General features: G+C 60.0%; 20 protein-coding genes. 15 read left to right on the top strand and 5 right to left on the bottom strand.

Annotated elements, in window-relative coordinates:
- Positions 1 to 115: 115 nt before the first annotated feature.
- The 4 genes from ACL0K2_RS09820 (at position 116) to ACL0K2_RS09805 (ending at position 4494) form a co-directional block, all read left to right on the top strand.
- Positions 116 to 2569: a Lon protease family protein gene (locus ACL0K2_RS09820; RefSeq protein WP_045160678.1), complete on the top strand. Its 2454-nt coding sequence runs from the start codon at positions 116 to 118 to the stop codon at positions 2567 to 2569.
- A 173-nt stretch (positions 2570 to 2742) separates the two neighbouring features.
- Positions 2743 to 3078, top strand: a complete 336-nt coding sequence (locus ACL0K2_RS09815) for a hypothetical protein (RefSeq protein ID WP_239611629.1) — start codon at positions 2743 to 2745, stop codon at positions 3076 to 3078.
- Between the two features lie 163 nt (positions 3079 to 3241).
- A complete protein-coding gene (locus ACL0K2_RS09810; protein ID WP_019339708.1) occupies positions 3242 to 3730 on the top strand; it encodes a TIGR00645 family protein in 489 nt (162 codons plus the stop codon).
- A gap of 146 nt (positions 3731 to 3876) precedes the next feature.
- On the top strand, positions 3877 to 4494 hold the full coding sequence (locus tag ACL0K2_RS09805) for an FKBP-type peptidyl-prolyl cis-trans isomerase (protein WP_045160682.1): 618 nt from the start codon (positions 3877 to 3879) through the stop codon (positions 4492 to 4494).
- 8 nt (positions 4495 to 4502) lie between these two features.
- Here the strand turns inward: ACL0K2_RS09805 and ACL0K2_RS09800 are convergent, their stop codons facing one another.
- Together ACL0K2_RS09800 and ACL0K2_RS09795 are read right to left on the bottom strand one after the other, a co-directional pair.
- On the bottom strand, positions 4503 to 4730 hold the full coding sequence (locus ACL0K2_RS09800; RefSeq protein WP_045160683.1) for a hypothetical protein: 228 nt from the start codon (positions 4728 to 4730) through the stop codon (positions 4503 to 4505).
- Positions 4731 to 4889: 159 nt separating this feature from the next.
- Positions 4890 to 5858 (bottom strand): polyprenyl synthetase family protein, encoded by a 969-nt coding sequence (locus ACL0K2_RS09795; protein ID WP_413044319.1) that lies wholly within the window; start codon positions 5856 to 5858, stop codon positions 4890 to 4892.
- Between the two features lie 248 nt (positions 5859 to 6106).
- Here ACL0K2_RS09795 and rplU point away from each other — a divergent pair, with 248 nt between their 5' ends.
- From rplU to ACL0K2_RS09770, 5 genes are all read left to right on the top strand, one after another.
- Positions 6107 to 6418 carry a 50S ribosomal protein L21 gene (rplU, locus tag ACL0K2_RS09790; RefSeq protein WP_003302133.1) on the top strand — a complete coding sequence of 104 codons (312 nt, stop codon included), beginning with the start codon at positions 6107 to 6109 and terminating at the stop codon, positions 6416 to 6418.
- A 35-nt stretch (positions 6419 to 6453) separates the two neighbouring features.
- Positions 6454 to 6711, top strand: a complete 258-nt coding sequence (rpmA, locus tag ACL0K2_RS09785; RefSeq protein WP_003281574.1) for a 50S ribosomal protein L27 — start codon at positions 6454 to 6456, stop codon at positions 6709 to 6711.
- Positions 6712 to 6880: 169 nt separating this feature from the next.
- Positions 6881 to 8098 carry an Obg family GTPase CgtA gene (gene cgtA, locus ACL0K2_RS09780; RefSeq protein ID WP_045160685.1) on the top strand — a complete coding sequence of 406 codons (1218 nt, stop codon included), beginning with the start codon at positions 6881 to 6883 and terminating at the stop codon, positions 8096 to 8098.
- A gap of 105 nt (positions 8099 to 8203) precedes the next feature.
- Positions 8204 to 9322, top strand: coding sequence for a glutamate 5-kinase (gene proB, locus ACL0K2_RS09775; protein WP_045160686.1), 1119 nt, complete (start codon positions 8204 to 8206; stop codon positions 9320 to 9322).
- 8 nt (positions 9323 to 9330) lie between these two features.
- The gene (locus ACL0K2_RS09770; RefSeq protein WP_045160687.1) at positions 9331 to 9789 is read left to right on the top strand and encodes a CreA family protein; all 459 of its coding nucleotides are present in this window, start codon (positions 9331 to 9333) and stop codon (positions 9787 to 9789) included.
- A 97-nt stretch (positions 9790 to 9886) separates the two neighbouring features.
- On the opposite strand, the gene rpsT is transcribed toward ACL0K2_RS09770, so the two are convergent.
- Entirely contained in the window at positions 9887 to 10162 is a 276-nt protein-coding gene (rpsT, locus tag ACL0K2_RS09765; RefSeq protein ID WP_025240452.1) for a 30S ribosomal protein S20, read from the bottom strand.
- A 216-nt stretch (positions 10163 to 10378) separates the two neighbouring features.
- Here rpsT and murJ point away from each other — a divergent pair, with 216 nt between their 5' ends.
- The 6 genes from murJ (at position 10379) to ispH (ending at position 17916) form a co-directional block, all read left to right on the top strand.
- A complete protein-coding gene (gene murJ / locus ACL0K2_RS09760; RefSeq protein ID WP_045160688.1) occupies positions 10379 to 11926 on the top strand; it encodes a murein biosynthesis integral membrane protein MurJ in 1548 nt (515 codons plus the stop codon).
- 84 nt (positions 11927 to 12010) lie between these two features.
- Positions 12011 to 12961 (top strand): bifunctional riboflavin kinase/FAD synthetase, encoded by a 951-nt coding sequence (ribF, locus tag ACL0K2_RS09755; RefSeq protein WP_045160689.1) that lies wholly within the window; start codon positions 12011 to 12013, stop codon positions 12959 to 12961.
- Between the two features lies 1 nt (position 12962).
- The gene (gene ileS / locus ACL0K2_RS09750; protein WP_045160690.1) at positions 12963 to 15794 is read left to right on the top strand and encodes an isoleucine--tRNA ligase; all 2832 of its coding nucleotides are present in this window, start codon (positions 12963 to 12965) and stop codon (positions 15792 to 15794) included.
- 105 nt (positions 15795 to 15899) lie between these two features.
- Positions 15900 to 16403 carry a signal peptidase II gene (gene lspA, locus ACL0K2_RS09745; protein ID WP_045160691.1) on the top strand — a complete coding sequence of 168 codons (504 nt, stop codon included), beginning with the start codon at positions 15900 to 15902 and terminating at the stop codon, positions 16401 to 16403.
- Entirely contained in the window at positions 16396 to 16833 is a 438-nt protein-coding gene (gene fkpB / locus ACL0K2_RS09740) for an FKBP-type peptidyl-prolyl cis-trans isomerase (protein WP_239611633.1), read from the top strand. Before lspA ends, fkpB begins: the two co-directional genes overlap by 8 nt.
- A 138-nt stretch (positions 16834 to 16971) precedes the next feature.
- Positions 16972 to 17916 (top strand): 4-hydroxy-3-methylbut-2-enyl diphosphate reductase, encoded by a 945-nt coding sequence (ispH, locus tag ACL0K2_RS09735; RefSeq protein WP_239611634.1) that lies wholly within the window; start codon positions 16972 to 16974, stop codon positions 17914 to 17916.
- 238 nt (positions 17917 to 18154) lie between these two features.
- On the opposite strand, the gene ACL0K2_RS09730 is transcribed toward ispH, so the two are convergent.
- Together ACL0K2_RS09730 and ACL0K2_RS09725 are read right to left on the bottom strand one after the other, a co-directional pair.
- Positions 18155 to 18571 carry a type IV pilin protein gene (locus ACL0K2_RS09730; protein WP_413044318.1) on the bottom strand — a complete coding sequence of 139 codons (417 nt, stop codon included), beginning with the start codon at positions 18569 to 18571 and terminating at the stop codon, positions 18155 to 18157.
- The gene (locus tag ACL0K2_RS09725; protein WP_413044317.1) at positions 18558 to 18896 is read right to left on the bottom strand and encodes a PilY2 family type 4a fimbrial biogenesis protein; all 339 of its coding nucleotides are present in this window, start codon (positions 18894 to 18896) and stop codon (positions 18558 to 18560) included. The genes ACL0K2_RS09730 and ACL0K2_RS09725 overlap by 14 nt, the downstream gene beginning before the upstream one ends.
- Position 18897: the final 1 nt, after the last annotated feature.

The following is an 18897-nucleotide window of genomic DNA, read 5'->3' as shown; positions in this document are numbered from 1 at the left end:
GCCGGCAGGCAGACATCACCTAACAAGCGCTGCTGAACCTTGCGGCCAGCCGGAGGCATCGCCAGAATGGCGGCATCAATCGTGGCCATCAGGTCACCTCCAGCAAGGATTCCCAATGCCCGAAACTGTCGCTGCCGGCCTGCGCCTGGCGCCCGAAGCGCTGACCCGTCCCTTCGAACCCAGCCAATTCGACTTCAAGACTACCGATGAGCTGGAGCCTTTTCTCGGCGTGCTCGGCCAGGAGCGTGCGGTCGAGGCCCTGCAATTCGGGGTGGCGATGCCGCGCCCTGGCTACAACGTCTATGTGATGGGCGAGCCGGGCACGGGGCGCTTCTCATTCGTGCGGCGCTATCTCAAGGCTGAGGGCAAGCGTCTGGATACGCCTTCGGACTGGGTCTATGTGAACAATTTCGATGAGCCACGCGAGCCGCGCGTGGTGGAGCTGCCGCAGGGCGGTGCCGCGGAGTTCATCGCCGACATCGGACAGTTGATCGACAATCTGATGGCGACGTTTCCGGCGGTGTTCGAGCACCCGAGCTTTCAGCAAAAGAAGAGCGCCATCGATCGTGCGTTCAATCAGCGCTACGACAAGGCGCTGGACGTCATCGAGAAGCTCGCGCTGGAAAAGGAAATCGCGCTCTACCGCGACAGTAGCAACATCGCCTTCACGCCGATGAAAGACGGCAAATCGATGGACGAGGCGGAATTTGCCCAGCTGCCTGAAGCTGAGCGCGAACGCTACCACGAAGACATTTCCGCGCTGGAAGTCCATCTGAACGAAGGGCTTGCCAGCCTGCCGCAGTGGAAACGTGAATCGAGCAATCAGCTGCGTCAGCTCAACGACGAGACTATCAGTCAGGCCCTGCAGCCGCTGCTCGCACCACTGTCGGAGAAGTACAGCGAAAACGCCGGCATCGAGTCCTATTTGCAGGCCGTGCAGGTCAACCTGCTGAAGACCGTGGTCGAGCAACTGGTCGACGAGAATCGTCCCGACGCGCAGACCCGTCAGTTGCTAGAGGAACAATACAGTCCGAGCCTAGTGGTCGGACATCCGCTGGACGGCGGTGCACCGGTAGTATTCGAACCACATCCGACCTACGACAATCTGTTCGGCCGGATCGAGTACAGCACTGATCAGGGCGCGCTCTACACCAGCTATCGCCAGCTGCGGCCCGGGGCACTGCACCGCGCCAATGGCGGGTTCCTGATGCTTGAAGCGGAAAAAATGCTCAGCGAGCCCTTCGTCTGGGAGGCGCTCAAGCGTGCCTTGCAGTCGCGCAAGCTGAAGATGGAATCGCCACTGGCTGAGCTGGGGCGTCTGGCTACGGTGACATTGAATCCAGCGGTCATCCCGCTCAACGTCAAGGTGGTGATCATCGGTTCGAGGCAGCTGTATTACACGCTGCAGGATCTCGATCCGGACTTTCAGGAAATGTTCCGCGTGCTGGTGGACTTCGATGAGGAGATTCCCCTGGCCGAGGACAGCCTCGAGCAGTTCGCGCAGTTGATGAAGACGCGGACTTCGGAAGAGGGCATGGCGCCGCTGACGGCGGCTGCGGTGGCGCGCCTGGCCACTTACAGTGCGCGGCTGGCTGAACATCAGGGGCGCTTGTCGGCGCGCATCGGCGATTTGTTCCAGTTGGTCAGCGAGGCCGATTTCATCCGCCAGCTGGCCAAAGATGAGGTGACCGATGTCGGACACATCGAGCGTGCTCTGAAGGCTAAGGCCACCCGCACTGGCCGCGTATCGGCGCGCATCCTCGAAGACATACTTGCAGGCGTCATTCTGATCGACAGCGAAGGCGCGGCGATCGGCAAGTGCAACGGCCTGACCGTACTGGAAGTCGGCGATTCGGCGTTCGGCATGCCGGCGCGCATTTCCGCCACCGTCTATCCGGGTGGCTCGGGTATCGTCGACATCGAGCGCGAGGTCAATCTCGGCCAGCCGATTCACTCCAAGGGTGTGATGATCCTGACCGGTTTTCTCGGCAGTCGCTATGCGCAGGAATTCCCTTTGGAGATTTCCGCCAGCATCGCTCTGGAACAATCCTACGGCTATGTCGACGGCGACAGCGCTTCGCTCGGCGAGTGCTGCGCGCTGATCTCGGCCATCTCGCGTACGCCGCTCAAGCAGTGTTTCGCCATCACCGGATCGATCAACCAGTTCGGCGAGGTGCAGGCGGTTGGCGGCGTCAACGAAAAGATCGAGGGGTTCTTCCGTCTTTGCGAGGCGCGTGGATTGACCGGTGAGCAGGGCGCGATCATTCCCTTCGCCAACGTCACCACGTTGATGCTCGATGAGCGCGTGCTGGAGGCGGTGCGCCAGGAGCGGTTCCATATTTATGCGGTCCGTCATGTGGACGAGGCGCTATCGCTGCTGGTGGGCGAGCCGGTAGGTGCCGCAGACGAGGACGGGCAGTTTCCAAAAGGCAGTGTCAACGCCCGGGTGGTGGAGCGTCTGCGCGATATCGCCGAAATCGAGTTGGAAGACGACAACAAGGGCGACGCGGCCGCCTCGGAGCCGGCTCTGGCGACGGCACAGGCGAAGGGAACTGAGCGGAGCGAGTAAGCCTCGCGATTTGGCTAATAACTGGACGGAACGATACGGGCGGCGACGGGTCTGCAGTGGAGGAGAGTTCCCACTCTCTGTCCACATGGTTATCCACAACTTTTGGGGATAAACAGGTTGGCCGCCCATTCGTCCAGGATGGCGGCGCGCAACCTAGCGCGAGGATCGCCGTCATGTCTCACACGCTCTGTCTGAATCGCCAGTGCCTGGGCCTGGTTACCCGTATCGAATGCATTATCCGCCCACTGGCTGGAGGCAACGGCTTGTGGACGTTGCTTTGTGCGGCCGGCATCGATGCCGGTCAACCTACCGCGATCAAGGCGCAAGGCCCATTCCATGGCCCTCGCGAGGCTGAATCGGTGCTAAAGGCGATTGCGAGCAATCTCCATGGGCAGGGTTATAGCGAATCCGTTTCGCCCTCCATCTGGCAACTGCACATGCACGCGGAGCTGCGCAAGATCAACGCCAATCAGGCCCGCTATCTGGGCGGTTGGGAATCCAGGACCTGATTTTCGGTCCGGCTAGTCCGTGTCTTGGCAAGCGGCGTTTTCGATAGAACGCCACTTTGTTGGATTTCTATCCACAAGAGAAATACCTGGGCACAGCGCCTTCTTGAAGACTCTGTCGCGCTGCGTATACTCGCTTGCCGGTATCTGCCCGCAGTGAGAACAGATGGAACGATTGATCGAGAACACCATGTACGCCGCCCGCTGGTTGCTGGCGCCTATCTACTTTGGCCTGGCGTTCGCCCTGCTCGCGCTGGCGATCAAGTTCTTTCAGGAAATCTGGCACATCCTCCCGGCCGTGCTATCGCTGAGCGAAGGCGATCTGATTCTCAAACTGCTCTCGTTGATCGACATGGCACTGGTCGGCGGCTTGCTGGTGATGGTGATGCTTTCCGGCTACGAAAACTTCGTCTCGCAGCTGAATGTCGACGAAGGCAAGGAGAAGCTCGATTGGCTGGGCAAGATGGACTCCGGATCGCTGAAGATGAAAGTCGCCGCCTCGATCGTAGCGATTTCGTCGATCCATCTGTTGCGTATGTTCATGGACGCCCAGCAGCTCGAGAGCGAGCAGTTGATGTGGTACGTGATCATTCACCTGACATTCGTCTTCTCGGCGTTCGCCATGGGCTATCTGGACAAGCTCACCAAACATTGACGCCCATGTGGCTCCGCGAAGCGCTGCGCTTTGGCTTCGCACCCGGATTTAAGCGCCAGACGCCGTGAGCGCGCCAATGCTGCCAAGACAAAGCCCGGCCGCGAGCTGTGCTAGGCTGTCGGCCCTTTTTTCTGCGGAGCCCAGGCATGACCGATCTCAACCTTACCACCGACGAAACGCGCGTGAGCTACGGCATCGGTCGTCAGCTGGGCGACCAGTTGCGCGAGAACCCGCCGCCGGGCATCAGTCTGGATGCGGTGATCGCTGGCATTCGTGACGCCTTTGGCGGGGCCGCCAGTCAGGTCAGCCCGGAAGATCTGAACGCCAGCTTTGCTGTGATTCGCGAGCGCATGCAGGCCGAAGCGCAGCGCAAGGCAGAAGCTGCTGCGGGTGAAGGAAAGGCTTTTCTGGCCGAGAATGCCAAGCGCGACGGCGTTACCACGCTGGCGTCGGGTCTGCAGTACGAAGTGCTGACTGCAGGCGAAGGCGCCAAACCCAGTGCTGCAGATCAGGTGCGTACTCATTACCATGGCACCCTGATCGACGGCACCGTATTCGACAGTTCCTACCAACGCGGTCAGCCGGCCGAGTTTCCGGTTGGCGGTGTGATCGCCGGTTGGACCGAAGCGCTGCAACTGATGGGCGTGGGCAGCAAGTGGCGTCTCTATGTGCCGAGCGACCTGGCTTACGGCGCCCAGGGTGTCGGCAGCATTCCTCCGCACAGCGTGCTGGTATTTGACGTCGAGTTGCTGGCCGTTCTGTAGACCAAAGGCTACGGGCGCAACGCCCGGGCGTAGGAGAACAGGAACAGGTTGCGCACCTGCTCCTTGAGCACACAGGGTTCGCTGGTGCTCAACTCCTGCAGGTCAAGATCGCCCTGGTCACGAAGCTCCTCCAGGGCGTCTCCCTCCAGTGAAACGCATATCGCTCCGGTGTGGCGGTCGAGAATCCTCAGGTAGGGGTGTGGTCGGTCCAGCCAGGCATCGATCAGATAAGTCATGTTCACCTCCAGTTGATTTCCTTAATGAGAATAATTGCTATTTGCAAACATGCAAGCGCAAAAATCCTCAGCGTCGATCAATGGTGGGCTGGTATTCGTGCAGATCGAGGGGCGGGGCGTTTGAAAAGGGTGCCCAGACGCGCTCGCTGATGGGCTGATTCAGTGGGTGCGGGCGACAGCGAAGCGGCTGAGTTCCACCAAGGCGTCCCGATAGTCGCTGGCGGGGAGAAGTTCGAGGCAGGCAATGGCCCGATCAGCATAGTCACGCGCCAGGCGGGCGGTGTACGCAAGGGCGCCCGAGGTTTCCACCGCGTTACGAATGCTTTCGAGATCTTCGATGCCGCCCTTCTGAATAGCCTTGCGCACCAGTGCGGCCTGTTCTGTGGTGCCCTCGCGCATGGTGTAGATCAGCGGCAAGGTCGGTTTGCCTTCGGCCAGGTCATCACCGACGTTCTTGCCCAGGGTTTCAGCGTCCCCTTGGTAATCCAGCAGATCGTCGACGAGCTGAAAGGCGATGCCCAGGTAGTCGCCGAAGGTGCGGAGCGCCTCGCGCTGCTTGTCACTGGCGCCCGCCAGGGTGGCGGCGCTATGCGCAGAGGCTTCGAAAAGCATGGCTGTCTTGCCGCGGATGACCTCCATGTAAATCTCTTCCGTGGTGCTAGCGTCGCGCACCTTGGACAGTTGCAGCACTTCGCCTTCGGCGATCACCCGCGTGGCCTGGGAAATGATGCGCATGACCGGCATCGAGCCCAGGTCAACCATCATTTCGAACGAGCGTGCATAAAGAAAATCGCCGACCAGCACGCTGGGGGCGTTGCCCCACAGGGCGTTGGCCGTGGAGCGGCCACGGCGCATGCCCGACATGTCGACTACGTCGTCATGCAGCAGCGTCGAGGTGTGCAGGAATTCGATGATGGCGGCCAGCAGGCGCAGCTGCTCGCCCTTGAGTCCCAGTGCGTTACCGCTTAGCAGAACCAGCAGGGGGCGCAGGCGTTTACCGCCGGCCGAGGTGATGTAGTCCCCGATCTTTTCCACCAGCGGTACGCGGGAAGTCAGTTGGTTGCGGATGATGCCGTCAACGGCGGCAAAATCTTCAGCCACTACTTGGTAAAAGGACTGGGGTTGCATCGGGGACGAGTACTCCTCGGAGATTGCGCGGCATGCTATGGGGCAGGTCAGACACTGTCAAGGCAAGGCCCGCCGGCTATTGCGCCGGCATGGGTGGATGCGTACAATCGCGGACCCTGAACTTTCCCCCTGGGCATTTCCCTGCCTTACGCAATTGCAAGGGCGTCCCTTCCGGCCCCGAGCAGCCATGCCAGCCACCAACTATTTCACTTAAGCGCTGGGTGAGCAGGATTAACGGAGATACACAGATGTACGCAGTTATCGTTACCGGCGGCAAGCAATACAAGGTCGCCGAAGGCGAATACCTCAAGATTGAAAAACTCGAAGTTGCCACTGGTGAAGCAGTCACTTTTGACCGCGTTCTGCTGATCGGCAACGGCGACGATGTCAAAATCGGCGCTCCGGTGGTTGATGGTGCCAAGGTCACAGCTGAAGTGATTGCCCAAGGTCGTCACGACAAGGTCACCATCATCAAATTCCGCCGTCGTAAGCACCACATGAAGCGTCAGGGCCACCGTCAGTGGTTCACTGAGGTCAAAATCACCGGTATTCAGGGCTAATCGGGCCTGAATCCCCTTATAGGAGTATTGAACTCATGGCACACAAAAAAGCTGGCGGTTCTACCCGCAACGGCCGCGACTCAGAAGCCAAACGTCTTGGCGTGAAGATGTACGGCGGCCAGGCCATCAAGGCCGGTAACATCATCGTGCGTCAGCGCGGCACCCAGTTCCATGCCGGTTACGGCGTTGGCATGGGCAAGGATCACACCCTGTTCGCGAAAGTGGAAGGCGTGATCAAGTTCGAAGTGAAGGGCGCTTTCGGCCGTCGCTACGTGAGCGTCGTCGCAGCTTAACTGCGGCGTTGCTGGAAAAGCCCTGTCATGCGACGGGGCTTTTTTGTTTCTGTATCCTGTGAGGCTCTTGCAAAGAACTGCTCGGTGCTCATTCAGTTTTCGCTGGGTTTTTTGCAAGACCCTTACGTTTCTTGTTTCTTAAGCCCGTCCTGCGACGGGAGGCGTTCCCATGAAATTCGTCGATGAAGTATCGATTTTTGTAAAGGCCGGCGACGGCGGCAACGGCATGATGAGCTTTCGTCGCGAGAAGTTCATCGAGAAAGGCGGCCCCAATGGCGGCGACGGCGGCGATGGCGGCTCCGTTTATCTGGAGGCTGACGAAAACCTCAACACGCTGGTCGACTATCGCTATACCCGCCGCTTCAATGCGCCTAATGGCCAAAAGGGCGGCAGCACCGAGTGCACCGGTGCCAAGGGCGAAGATCTGATTCTGCCGGTGCCGGTCGGCACCACCGTAATCGATGCAGCCACCCAGGATGTAATAGGTGATCTGACCAAGGCCGGTCAGCGTTTGCTGGTTGCTCAGGGCGGCTGGCACGGTCTTGGTAATACCCGCTTCAAGTCCAGTACCAACCGTGCGCCGCGGCAGACGACGCCCGGCAAGCCGGGAGATGCACGTGATCTGAAGCTGGAGCTGAAGGTGCTGGCTGACGTCGGTCTGCTGGGATTGCCCAACGCGGGCAAGAGCACCTTCATCCGCTCGGTCTCGGCGGCCAAGCCGAAAGTCGCCGATTACCCCTTCACTACGCTGGTGCCGAACCTTGGAGTGGTCAGTGTCGGGCGCTACAAGAGCTTCGTGATCGCGGATATCCCGGGTCTGATCGAGGGTGCATCCGAGGGTGCCGGCCTGGGGATTCGCTTCCTCAAGCATCTGGCGCGTACGCGTCTGTTGCTGCATTTGGTGGACATGGCACCGCTCGATGAGAGCGATCCAGCCGATGCGGCCGAGGTCATTCTCAACGAGCTGGAGAAATTCAGCCCGGCGCTGGCTCAGCGTGATCGCTGGCTGGTGCTGAACAAGGCGGATCAGCTGCTTGAGGAGGATCGCGAGGAGCGGGTTCGTCAAGTCGTCGAGCGTCTCGAGTGGACGGGGCCGGTGTTCGTTATATCTGCGCTGGAGAGTGAGGGCACCGAGGCGCTGAGCCAGGCCATCATGCGTTATTTGGACGAGCGCACCGTGCGCATCGCCGAAGAGCCTGCATACGCCGAAGCGCTCGCAGCGCTCGATCAGCAGATCGAGGACGAGGCGCGGGCGCGCCTACAGGAACTGGATGACCAGCGGGCGCTGCGTCGTACCGGGGTCAAGGCGGCGGTCGATGCGGATGACGACGACTTCGATGATGACGATGACGACGAAGGCGGTGCGGAAATCTTCTACGTACGCTAAGGGTTGGTTCGCGTAGTTGCGCATCTATAGCTGGGTGGTCGTTGGGCTGCTTCGTCTGCAGCTCATCGAATGGTTTGGCCGGATACTGGATAGAAGGCGGGATCCATGCGGGACAAGGTGAGCGGCGCGCGGCGCTGGGTGGTGAAGATTGGCAGCGCACTGCTGACGGCCGATGGGCGTGGCCTCGATCAGGATGCCATGGCTGTCTGGGTCGATCAGATGGTTGCGCTGCGCCAGGCTGGGGTTGAGCTGGTGCTGGTGTCGTCCGGTGCGGTGGCTGCCGGCATGAGTCGTCTCGGCTGGACGGTGCGGCCCAAGGCTGTTCATGAATTGCAGGCAGCCGCTGCGGTGGGGCAGATGGGGCTCATTCGCGCGTGGGAGGCCAGCTTCGGTCGCTGTGATCAGCAGACCGCGCAGGTGCTGGTGACTCATGACGACCTGTCTGACCGCAAGCGTTATCTCAACGCGCGAAGCACGCTGCGCACGTTGATCGATCTCGGCGTGGTGCCGGTCATCAATGAAAACGACACCGTGGTTACCGATGAGATCCGATTCGGTGACAACGATACCCTTGCGGCCCTGGTCGCCAATCTGGTTGAGGCTGACTTGCTGGTGATCCTCACGGACCGCGATGGCATGTTCGATGCGGATCCGCGTAGCAATCCCGACGCCAACCTGATTAGCGAGGCGCGTGCCGATGACCCGGCTCTGGATGCCGTGGCCGGCGCGACGGGTGGCGCGCTCGGGCGTGGCGGCATGCAGACCAAGCTGCGCGCGGCGCGTCTGGCGGCGCGCTCGGGCGCGCATACGGTGATCATCGGGGGGCGTATCGAGCAGGTCCTGGCGCGGTTGAAAGCCGGTGAGCAGCTGGGGACCTTGCTGGCGCCCGAGCGCAGTCGTCATGCGGCGCGCAAGCAATGGCTTGCGGGGCATCTTCAGACTCGGGGCTCGGTCACGTTGGACGCTGGGGCGGTGCATGCGCTCAAGCAAGGTAATCGCAGTTTGCTGCCGGTCGGTGTCAAGGCGGCGCAGGGCGGGTTCCGGCGTGGAGAGATGGTGGTCTGCGTGGGGCCGGACGGGCGGGAAATCGCTCGAGGTTTGGTCAATTACAGTGCGGCTGAAACTCAGCGGATTCTCGGGCATGCTTCGGACGAAATCGAGAAGCTGCTCGGTTACGTCGACGAGCCTGAGCTCATCCATCGTGACAATATGATTCTGGTATGAGGTGTTCGATGCGGTTGGCGCAGGCGCTGGTAGTGCTGCTGGCTTGGCCGGCGATAGGTGTGGCGCGCGAAGTGGGCGAGGTCGACACGGTTTTCAAGTGGCTCGGGCCGAACCACAAAATCGTGGTGGAAGCCTTCGATGACCCCAAGGTCGAGGGTGTGACCTGTTATCTGTCGAGGGCCAAAACCGGTGGCATCAAGGGTGGGCTCGGGTTGGCGGAAGATCGCGCCGAGGCGTCGATTGCCTGTCGTCAGGTCGGGCCTATTCGCATGAACGACAAGTTCAAAGACGGCGAGGTTGTGTTCAAAGAGCGCACTTCTCTGGTTTTTAAAACCATGCAGGTGGTGCGCTTTTTCGACGAGGCGCGCAACACCCTTGTCTATCTGGTCTATAGCGATCGCGTGATCGAAGGCAGTCCGCAGAATGCAGTGACGGCTATTCCAATCCTGCCATGGGCGCAGCCGTAATCAGGAGCGGCGATGCTCGTTAAGCTTTTCATCGGTAGCAGTGGATCGCAGGCATAAAAAAACCGGCTCAAGGCCGGTTTTTTCAAGAACGTGCAGCTCAGGCAGCAACAGCGCCGAGGGCCTTGATATGGCCGTTCAGACGGCTCTTGTGACGAGCGGCTTTGTTCTTGTGGATGATGCCTTTGTCGGCCATGCGGTCGATGACAGGCACGGCTGCGGTGTAAGCAGTACGAGCTTTATCCAGATCTTTTGCGTCAATGGCTTTGACCACATTCTTGATGTAGGTACGAACCATGGAGCGCAAGCTGGCGTTGTGGCTGCGACGCTTCTCAGCCTGAATTGCGCGTTTTTTGGCGGAAGGGCTGTTGGCCACCGTCGAACTCCTCGAAAACGTGGGATTACAAAGCAAATAAGGCCGCGAATCATGCCGATGCGGCGTTGTCTTGTCAAGCGTGCATGATCATTCAAGGCGCTGGCCGGACAGATGGGGTGTCGCTAAACTCGCGACCTCTTCCACTGTCGTAACTGGCCATCGATTCGCTGACCAGTACCTGGTCGGAATCAAACTGCTGCAACTCTAGGAAGACAAATGTCCGAAACATCCGGCAAAGGCGGCTTGCTGCGGTCCAGTGCGGTAGTCAGTGTGATGACGCTGCTGTCCCGGGTGCTGGGCATGGTACGCGATATGGTCGTGGCGAGCTACTTCGGTTCCGGCGCGTCGGCTGACGCCTTTTTCATTGCCTTCAAAATCCCGAATTTCCTGCGCCGTCTGTTTGCCGAAGGCGCATTCGCCCAAGCGTTCGTGCCGGTGCTATCGGAATACCGAACCAAACGGACATTGGTTGAGGTCAAGCTGCTGGTCGATCGCACGGCGGGCATGCTTGGGTTGATTCTGACGGGTATTACCGCCATCGGGGTGCTGGCTTCGCCTTACGTGGTGATGTTGTTCGCGCCGGGTTTTCATGACGAGCCGGCGAAGATGCAGCTGGCTGGCGAGCTGCTGCGGATCACCTTTCCCTATCTGTTGTTGATTTCCCTGACGGCATTTACCTCCGGCGTGCTCAATACCTATGGGCACTTCGCGGTGCCGGGCTTTACCCCGGTGCTGCTCAACGTCTGCATGATCACCTCGGCGATATTCCTTACGCCCTATTTCGATCAGCCCATCATGGCCCTGGCCTGGGGCGTGTTCATCGCTGGCTTCGCTCAGTTGGCCTTCCAGCTTCCCTATGTTGCCAAGCTGGGGTTGTTGCCGCGGCCGCGAGTAAAGTTCGGTGACGAGGGCGTGCGGCGGATCATGCTACTGATGGTTCCCGCCCTGTTCGGCGTGTCGGTGAGTCAGATCAACCTTCTGCTCGATACGGTGCTCGCTTCATTCCTGCAGACCGGTAGTGTGTCGTGGCTTTACTATGCGGACCGACTTTCGGAATTGCCGCTCGGGGCGTTTGGCATCGCCATCGGTACGGTGATCCTTCCGAGTCTGTCGCGTCAGCACGCCGGCGAAGACCCGAAGGCCTTTTCCAATACACTTAATTGGGCGCTGCGCATGGTGCTGCTGGTTGGGGTACCCGCAGCGCTGGCCTTGGGGATTCTGGCCGAGCCGCTAATCGCCAGCTTGTTCTTTTACGGCGCGATGAGCGAGGAAGCGGTGGTGCAGTCGGCCAATGCGCTCGAGGCTTACTCGCTGGGCGTGCTGGCATTCATGCTGATCAAGGTGTTGGCGCCGGGTTTCTTCGCGCGGCAGGATTTGAAGACGCCGGTGCGGGTCGCAATCACCTGCATGATCGCCAACATGGTCATGAATTTGATACTCATCTGGCCGCTCAAACATGTCGGACTGGCGCTGGCAACCTCGCTGTCGTCGATGCTCAATGCCGGTTTGCTGTTCTGGGGGCTATACCGGATCGGCGTGTTTCAGCTGGCGCCGGGCTGGGGGCTTTTCCTGCTGCGTTTGACCGGCGGTTGTGCCGCCATGGTGGCGGTGGTCTGGTGGCTCAACGCGCCATCGGTCGAGTGGTTCGCCTGGGATTGGCAACGGCGCGCATTGCAGTTGGGGTTGCTGGTGGCGGCGGGACTAGGCGCTTTCGCAGCCGGGCTGGTATTGCTCGGTTTGCGGCCGCGCCATCTTCGTCACTGATCAGCAGTTCGCGTACGCCGCAAACCTGTCCGGGACCGCCGGCTCATGCGTATAATCGACGACTTTTCAAGCAAGAAGTGCGGTATGCAGCTGGTTCGAGGTCTTCATAACCTGCGGCCCCGGCATCGGGGTTGCGTCGCCACCATCGGCAATTTCGACGGGGTTCACCGGGGGCATCAAGCCATCCTGGCGCGTCTGCGCGAGCGTGCCGCCGAGCTCGGGTTGCCCAGCTGCGTGGTGATATTCGAACCGCAGCCGCGCGAATACTTTGCACCGGACAAAGCGCCAGCACGGCTGACCCGGCTGCGTGAAAAGCTCCAGTTGCTCGATGAGCATGGCGTCGACTTGGTGCTGTGCCTGGCCTTCAATCGCCGTTTGCGCGAATTGAGCGCCGCCGAGTTCGTCCACGCGACGCTGGTCGAAGGTCTCGGCGTCCGACACTTGGAAGTGGGCGACGATTTTCGTTTCGGTTGTGACCGTGCCGGCGATTTCAATTTTCTATTGAAGGCGGGCGCCGCGGAAGGGTTTACGGTCGAGGCTGCCACCACTATCGAGGTGGGTGGTGAACGTGTCAGCAGTACACGGCTGCGCCAGGTCCTCGCCGATGGCGATCTGGCATTGGCACAGAAGCTGCTCGGGCGGCCGTTCAGCATTACCGGGCGAGTCATGCACGGACAGGCGCTCGGGCGTCAGCTTGGCGCACCGACTGCCAACATTCAGCTCAAGCGCAGAAACACACCGCTCAGCGGTGTGTTCATGGTCAGCACGGATGTTGACGGCGTTGTACAGCCAGCGGTGGCCAACATCGGCATGCGGCCGTCGGTCAAAAGCGACGGCCAGCCGCATCTGGAAGTGCATTTGCTCAATTACAAGGGTGACCTCTATGGTCGTCTGTTGCGCGTGACTTTCCACCACAAGCTGCGTGATGAGCAGCGCTTCGCCTCGCTGGAGGCGCTCAAGACGGCGATTGAAACGGATATCGCCGCGGCTCGCGAATACTGGCGGGCTTCACCCTTTACCACGAGTCAGGACTGAAATGACCGATTACAAAGCGACCCTCAATCTGCCGTCCACGGCATTTCCGATGAAGGCCGGTCTGCCACAGCGCGAGCCGGAGACCCTGCAGCGCTGGAACAGCATTGACCTGTACGGGAAGCTGCGGCAGATCGGCGAAGGTCGCCCGAAGTTCGTCCTGCACGACGGCCCGCCCTATGCCAACGGCAGCATTCATATCGGTCATGCGGTCAACAAGGTCATCAAGGATTTCATCGTTCGCTCCAAGACCCTGGCTGGTTTCGACGCGCCTTACGTACCCGGGTGGGATTGCCATGGCTTGCCGATCGAGCACAAGGTCGAGATCACCTACGGCAAGAACCAGCCGGCAGACCTGACCCGCGAGCGCTGCCGTGCCTATGCGGCCGAGCAGATCGAGGGGCAGAAGGCCGACTTCATCCGTCTTGGCGTTCTAGGTGATTGGAGCAACCCTTATCGCACCATGGATTTCGCCAACGAAGCCGGCGAAATCCGCGCGTTGGCGAAAATGGTCGAAGGCGGTTTCGTCTTCAAAGGCCTGAAGCCGGTGAACTGGTGCTTCGACTGTGGCTCGGCGCTGGCCGAGGCGGAAGTGGAGTATCAGGACAAGAAATCCGATGCCATCGACGTCGCCTTCGAGGTCGAGGACGCCGACAAGCTGGCTGCTGCGTTCGGCCTGCCGAATCTGGCCAAGTCCGCCAGCATCGTTATCTGGACCACCACGCCCTGGACCATTCCGGCCAACCAGGCGCTCAATGTCCATCCCGAATTCGTCTATGCGCTGGTCCATACCGGCGAGCGTCTACTGGTGCTGGCAGAAGAGCTGGTCGAGTCCTGCCTGCAGCGCTACGGCCTGTCGGGTGAAATCATCGCCCGTTGCGAAGGCAAGGCGTTGGAGCTGATCCGCTTCCGCCATCCGTTCTACGAACGCTTCGCTCCAGTGTATCTGGCCGAATATGTCGAAACCGGCGCCGGTACCGGTATCGTCCATTCCGCGCCAGCATATGGTGAAGACGACTTCCGCTCCTGCAAGCATTACGGCATGGAGAACGATGACATTCTCGGCCCGGTGCAGAGCAACGGTGTCTACGTCTCCGACCTACCGTTCTTCGGCGGTCAGTTCATCTGGAAGGCCAATCCGGCCATCGTCGAGAAGCTGCGTGAAGTCGGCGCGCTGCTCAAGCACGAGGCGATCCAGCACAGCTACATGCACTGCTGGCGGCACAAAACCCCACTTATTTACCGCGCCACGGCGCAGTGGTTCGTCGGAATGGACAAGGTCGCCCACGATGGCAGCTCGCTGCGCCGGCGCGCGCTAGATGCCATTGAACAGACCGAATTCGTTCCGGCCTGGGGGCAGGCGCGTTTGCATGGCATGATCGCCGGGCGTCCGGACTGGTGCATCTCGCGCCAGCGCACCTGGGGCGTGCCGATTCCGTTCTTCCTGCACAAAGAAAGTGGCGACCTGCATCCTCGCACCGTCGAACTGATGGAGGCGGTTGCGCAACGCGTGGAGCAGGGCGGCATCGAAGCTTGGTCGAAGCTGGATGCAGCCGAGTTGCTGGGTGAGGAAGCGGCGCAATACGAAAAAATCAGCGACACCCTGGACGTCTGGTTCGACTCAGGCACCACCCATTGGCATGTGATGCGCGGTTCGCATCCGATGGGGCATGAAAACGGCCCTCGCGCTGATCTGTACCTGGAGGGCTCCGATCAGCACCGTGGCTGGTTCCATTCATCGCTGTTGACCGGTTCGGCTATCGACGGCCATGCGCCGTACAAGGGGCTTCTGACGCACGGTTTCGTGGTCGACGAGAACGGCCGCAAAATGTCCAAGTCGCTGGGCAACGTTGTCGCGCCGCAGGAAGTCACCGATAGCCTGGGTGCAGACATTCTGCGTCTGTGGGTCGCTTCCACCGATTACTCAGGCGAGATGGCGGTTTCCAAGGTCATCCTGCAGCGCAGTGCGGACTCCTATCGGCGCATCCGCAACACCGCGCGCTTCCTGCTGAGCAACCTCGACGGTTTCGACCCGGCACAGCATCTGGTTCCAGTCGATCAGCTGATTGCACTCGACCGCTGGGCCATCGATCGTGCCCTGCTGCTGCAGAGGGAAATCGAGGAAGCCTACCGCACCTACAAATTCTGGAACGTGTATCAGAAAGTGCATAACTTCTGCGTGCAGGAACTGGGCGGCTTCTACCTCGACATCATCAAGGATCGTCAGTACACCACCGGTGCCGACAGTCTGCCGCGGCGATCCTGCCAAACCGCGCTGTATCACATCGTCGAGGCACTGGTGCGCTGGATCGCACCGATACTGTCGTTCACCGCCGATGAGATCTGGCAGTACCTGCCAGGCAAGCGGAACGAATCGGTGATGCTCAACACCTGGTACGAGGGGCTTAGCGAACTGCCAGAGAATGTCGAGCTGGGGCGGGAGTTCTGGGATAAGGTCATGGCAGTCAAGGCTGCCGTAAACAAGGAGCTAGAAACTCAGCGCGCCGCCAAGACCATCGGCGGCAACCTGCAAGCCGAGGTCGTGCTTTACGCCGAAGACGAACTGGTGAGCGATCTGGCCAAACTGGGTAATGAGCTGCGCTTCGTGCTGATCACGTCGGCTGTGCGGGTCGTTCCGCTCTCCGCGGCGCCCGCCGATGCGGTTGAAAGCGAGCTGCCGGGTCTCAAGCTGCAGGTCGGAAAAACTGCCAATCCGAAGTGTGGGCGTTGCTGGCACCATCTGCCCGACGTAGGCACTCACGCCGAGCATCCTGAAATCTGCGGTCGCTGTGTTGAGAATATCGAAGGCGCTGGAGAGGTTCGCCGCTATGCGTGATAGCGCATCTGATTGCGCGACCCTCCGTGCATTTCTGCCGTCTGTTGCGAGTGCCGGCCTCGTAGGGTGGGCTTCGGCTCGCCGCCGTCATTCGAGGGCAGCAGCATGACCGGTCGCCTTGGCAAGCTCTCGTGGCTTTGGCTCAGCGTGCTGGTCATTGCGCTGGATCAGGCGACCAAGCACTACTTCGAGGCCAACTTCAGTCTGTACCAGAAGGTCGAGGTGATCCCGAACTACTTCGCCTGGACGCTGGCCTACAACACGGGTGCCGCCTTCAGCTTCCTGGCCGACCATTCCGGCTGGCAGCGCTGGCTGTTCACGGTGATCGCCATCGGCGTCAGCGCGGTGCTGGTGGTTTGGATGAAACGCTTGAAGTCAGCCGAGACCTGGCTCGCAGTGGCTCTGGCACTGGTCCTGGGTGGCGCGCTCGGTAATCTTTACGATCGCGTGGTGTTGGGTCATGTCGTCGACTTCATTCTGGTGCATTGGCAGAACCGCTGGTATTTCCCGGCATTCAACATCGCCGACAGTGCCATCACCATAGGCGCCGTGATGCTGGCGTTGGATATGTTCCGTAGCAGTAAAACGGGAGAAACGGTAAATGACTGAACAACGCATCGGGCCGGACATGCAGGTCACCTTGCACTTCGCGCTAAGTCTGGAAAACGGAGAACAGGTCGACACCACGTTCGACAAGCAGCCGGCGACGTTCAAGGTTGGCGACGGAAATCTGCTGCCAGGGTTCGAACAGCAGCTGTTCGGGCTCAAGGCCGGTGACAAGCGCACCTTCCAGATGGCGCCAGAACAGGGTTTCGGCCAGCACAACCCGCAGAACGTGCAAACCTTGCCGCGCAGTCAGTTCGAAAATATGGAGCTGTCTGAAGGCTTGCTGGTGATTTTCAACGATGCCGCCAAGACGGAGCTGCCAGGCATCGTCAAAGCCTTTGACGACCGGCAGGTTACCGTTGACTTCAACCATCCTCTGGCCGGCAAGGCACTGACCTTCGACGTAGAGATATTTGACGTCAAGCCGGTCTGAAAGACCCAGCGGCGTACATCCACCAACAGCACATAGCCCCCGCTTAGATGATGGGCTTCACGCCGCGGCGGGCCTTGCGTCATAGCGCTGACCAGGCGTTACACTCACAACCCACCGCCTCGAGTGCCGAGAATTCACATGCAAATCAAACTCGCTAATCCGCGTGGCTTCTGTGCCGGTGTCGATCGCGCCATTGAGATCGTCAATCGTGCGCTGGAGGTATTCGGGCCTCCGATCTACGTGCGTCACGAGGTCGTACATAACAAGTTCGTGGTGGAAGACCTGCGGGAGCGGGGCGCGATTTTCGTCGATGAGCTGGACCAAGTACCGGATGGCTTCATCGTCATTTTCAGTGCCCATGGCGTGTCCCAGGCCGTGCGGATGGAAGGGGAAAGGCGGGGCCTCAAGGTATTCGACGCTACCTGCCCGTTGGTGACCAAGGTCCATCTGGAAGTGACCAAATACAGCCGGGAAGGGCGTGAATGCATCCTCATCGGCCACCAAGGGCATCCCGAAGTCGAAGGCACTATGGGGCAATACGACACGGCCAATGGCGGCTCGATCTATCTGGTGGAAGACGAGGAGGATGTCGCCAAGCTACAGGTGCGGAACCCGGAAGCACTGGCCTTCGTTACCCAGACGACCCTTTCGATGGACGACACCAGTCGAGTCATCGATGCGCTGCGCGCGCGCTTCCCCAGCATTGGCGGCCCACGCAAGGACGATATCTGCTACGCCACCCAAAATCGTCAGGATGCCGTCAAGCAACTGGCCGGGGAGTGCGATGTGGTACTGGTGGTCGGCAGTCCCAATAGCTCCAACTCCAATCGCCTACGCGAGCTGGCCGAGCGCATGGATACGCCCGCCTACTTAATTGATGGCGCGGAAGACCTCAAGCAAGAGTGGTTCGAAAACATCGACCGTATCGGCATTACGGCCGGCGCCTCGGCACCCGAGGTGCTGGTGCGCGGCGTAATAGATCGGCTGCGCGAATGGGGCGCGACCGGTATGGACGAGCTGGATGGCCGGCCCGAGAACGTGACGTTCTCGATGCCGAAGGAGTTGCGGGTGAAGACTGTCTGATGTCTGGGATTAGTCGAAAGCAAATAAGTCCTACCAGCACAGGGCTTGTGCAAGTCTGGAATCATGAGTCGACCCAGTCGCACGTCGCAAAGGGGTAAGCCTGAAGGTTCAGCCGAGTCACGTGAGGCTGGATAGCCAGCACCAGAATCCCAATTGTCGGTGAACGGGCTGCTCTGCTGACGGGCTTACTTTGGGATACCCATATGCTAGATTCCCAGGCAGTCCGTTATCCTTGATCCTATTTCCAGCAATCAGTGATCGTGCCCGTACCTGTTTCGGACTTGGCGCCGGTATTATCGATGCCGAGCGTGCCGCACAATGTGTCGCGGCTCGCCTGGGCACCTTGAGGCACAGCGGTCATGCTGTACTGAACTGTCGTCGCGCTGTTACCGATTGCCAGCTGATACAGGTTGTTAGCTGAGGCATTGCTCGTATAGCCCAGTTCCGCGGTAGTCGTTGCATAGCGGTTGTTTTGCGAAAAGAAGCGTTCCTGGCGGGCAGCCGCTTCGTTGAGTAGTCCAAGGCCTTCCGTGCGGTTCGAGCGTACTACGTAGTTCTGGTAGCTAGGAATCGCTATTGCCGCCAGCACACCAACGATGATGACCACGATCATCAGTTCGATAAGGGTGAAGCCCCCGCTTTTATTGCTCTTCATCTGTCATCGCTCGCTGCAGTGTTTCCAAATCTTCGACGGTTGGTTGCCGCAAAATCGCCATAGATTCGATTAGCGGAGGTGAGGCAGCGTCGTCCCCAGAGAACGACACCGTCGTGCCTGGCTGAAGCTGGTGGATCACCGGCCCGCCATTAGGATGCAGGCTTTCGGTAACCCTATTGGGCAGCCGGTAAAAATTTCCGTTGACGCGGATGATGGAGCCGCCTAAATCGACCGACTGAACCATGCCTATTGTTTCGTAAGGGGCGGCGACGGCCGAGCTGGCGATAGCTAGGGCGATCATGATTGCGCCTGTTGTCCTGATCATG

The sequence above is a fragment of the Pseudomonas sp. YJ42 genome, from assembly GCF_047225135.1.
In the GTDB taxonomy this organism is placed as follows: Bacteria; Pseudomonadota; Gammaproteobacteria; order Pseudomonadales; family Pseudomonadaceae; genus Stutzerimonas; species Stutzerimonas stutzeri_E.
Note: the sequence above shows the minus strand (reverse complement) of the source record. Positions and strands in the feature narration are given on the sequence as shown.

Bases quoted from the DNA above. Each gene is read 5' to 3' on its own strand.
- ispH (WP_239611634.1), top strand. From the start codon at position 16,972: ATGCAAATCAAACTCGCTAATCCGCGTGGCTTCTGTGCCGGTGTCGAT.
- ACL0K2_RS09820 (WP_045160678.1), top strand. From the start codon at position 116: ATGCCCGAAACTGTCGCTGCCGGCCTGCGCCTGGCGCCCGAAGCGCTG.
- ACL0K2_RS09795 (WP_413044319.1), bottom strand. From the start codon at position 5,858: ATGCAACCCCAGTCCTTTTACCAAGTAGTGGCTGAAGATTTTGCCGCC.
- cgtA (WP_045160685.1), top strand. From the start codon at position 6,881: ATGAAATTCGTCGATGAAGTATCGATTTTTGTAAAGGCCGGCGACGGC.
- proB (WP_045160686.1), top strand. From the start codon at position 8,204: ATGCGGGACAAGGTGAGCGGCGCGCGGCGCTGGGTGGTGAAGATTGGC.
- ACL0K2_RS09730 (WP_413044318.1), bottom strand. From the start codon at position 18,571: ATGAAGAGCAATAAAAGCGGGGGCTTCACCCTTATCGAACTGATGATC.
- ileS (WP_045160690.1), top strand. From the start codon at position 12,963: ATGACCGATTACAAAGCGACCCTCAATCTGCCGTCCACGGCATTTCCG.
- rplU (WP_003302133.1), top strand. From the start codon at position 6,107: ATGTACGCAGTTATCGTTACCGGCGGCAAGCAATACAAGGTCGCCGAA.
- ACL0K2_RS09770 (WP_045160687.1), top strand. From the start codon at position 9,331: ATGCGGTTGGCGCAGGCGCTGGTAGTGCTGCTGGCTTGGCCGGCGATA.
- rpmA (WP_003281574.1), top strand. From the start codon at position 6,454: ATGGCACACAAAAAAGCTGGCGGTTCTACCCGCAACGGCCGCGACTCA.
- murJ (WP_045160688.1), top strand. From the start codon at position 10,379: ATGTCCGAAACATCCGGCAAAGGCGGCTTGCTGCGGTCCAGTGCGGTA.
- fkpB (WP_239611633.1), top strand. From the start codon at position 16,396: ATGACTGAACAACGCATCGGGCCGGACATGCAGGTCACCTTGCACTTC.
- ACL0K2_RS09810 (WP_019339708.1), top strand. From the start codon at position 3,242: ATGGAACGATTGATCGAGAACACCATGTACGCCGCCCGCTGGTTGCTG.
- ACL0K2_RS09805 (WP_045160682.1), top strand. From the start codon at position 3,877: ATGACCGATCTCAACCTTACCACCGACGAAACGCGCGTGAGCTACGGC.
- ACL0K2_RS09815 (WP_239611629.1), top strand. From the start codon at position 2,743: ATGTCTCACACGCTCTGTCTGAATCGCCAGTGCCTGGGCCTGGTTACC.
- ribF (WP_045160689.1), top strand. From the start codon at position 12,011: ATGCAGCTGGTTCGAGGTCTTCATAACCTGCGGCCCCGGCATCGGGGT.
- lspA (WP_045160691.1), top strand. From the start codon at position 15,900: ATGACCGGTCGCCTTGGCAAGCTCTCGTGGCTTTGGCTCAGCGTGCTG.
- ACL0K2_RS09725 (WP_413044317.1), bottom strand. From the start codon at position 18,896: ATGATCAGGACAACAGGCGCAATCATGATCGCCCTAGCTATCGCCAGC.
- ACL0K2_RS09800 (WP_045160683.1), bottom strand. From the start codon at position 4,730: ATGACTTATCTGATCGATGCCTGGCTGGACCGACCACACCCCTACCTG.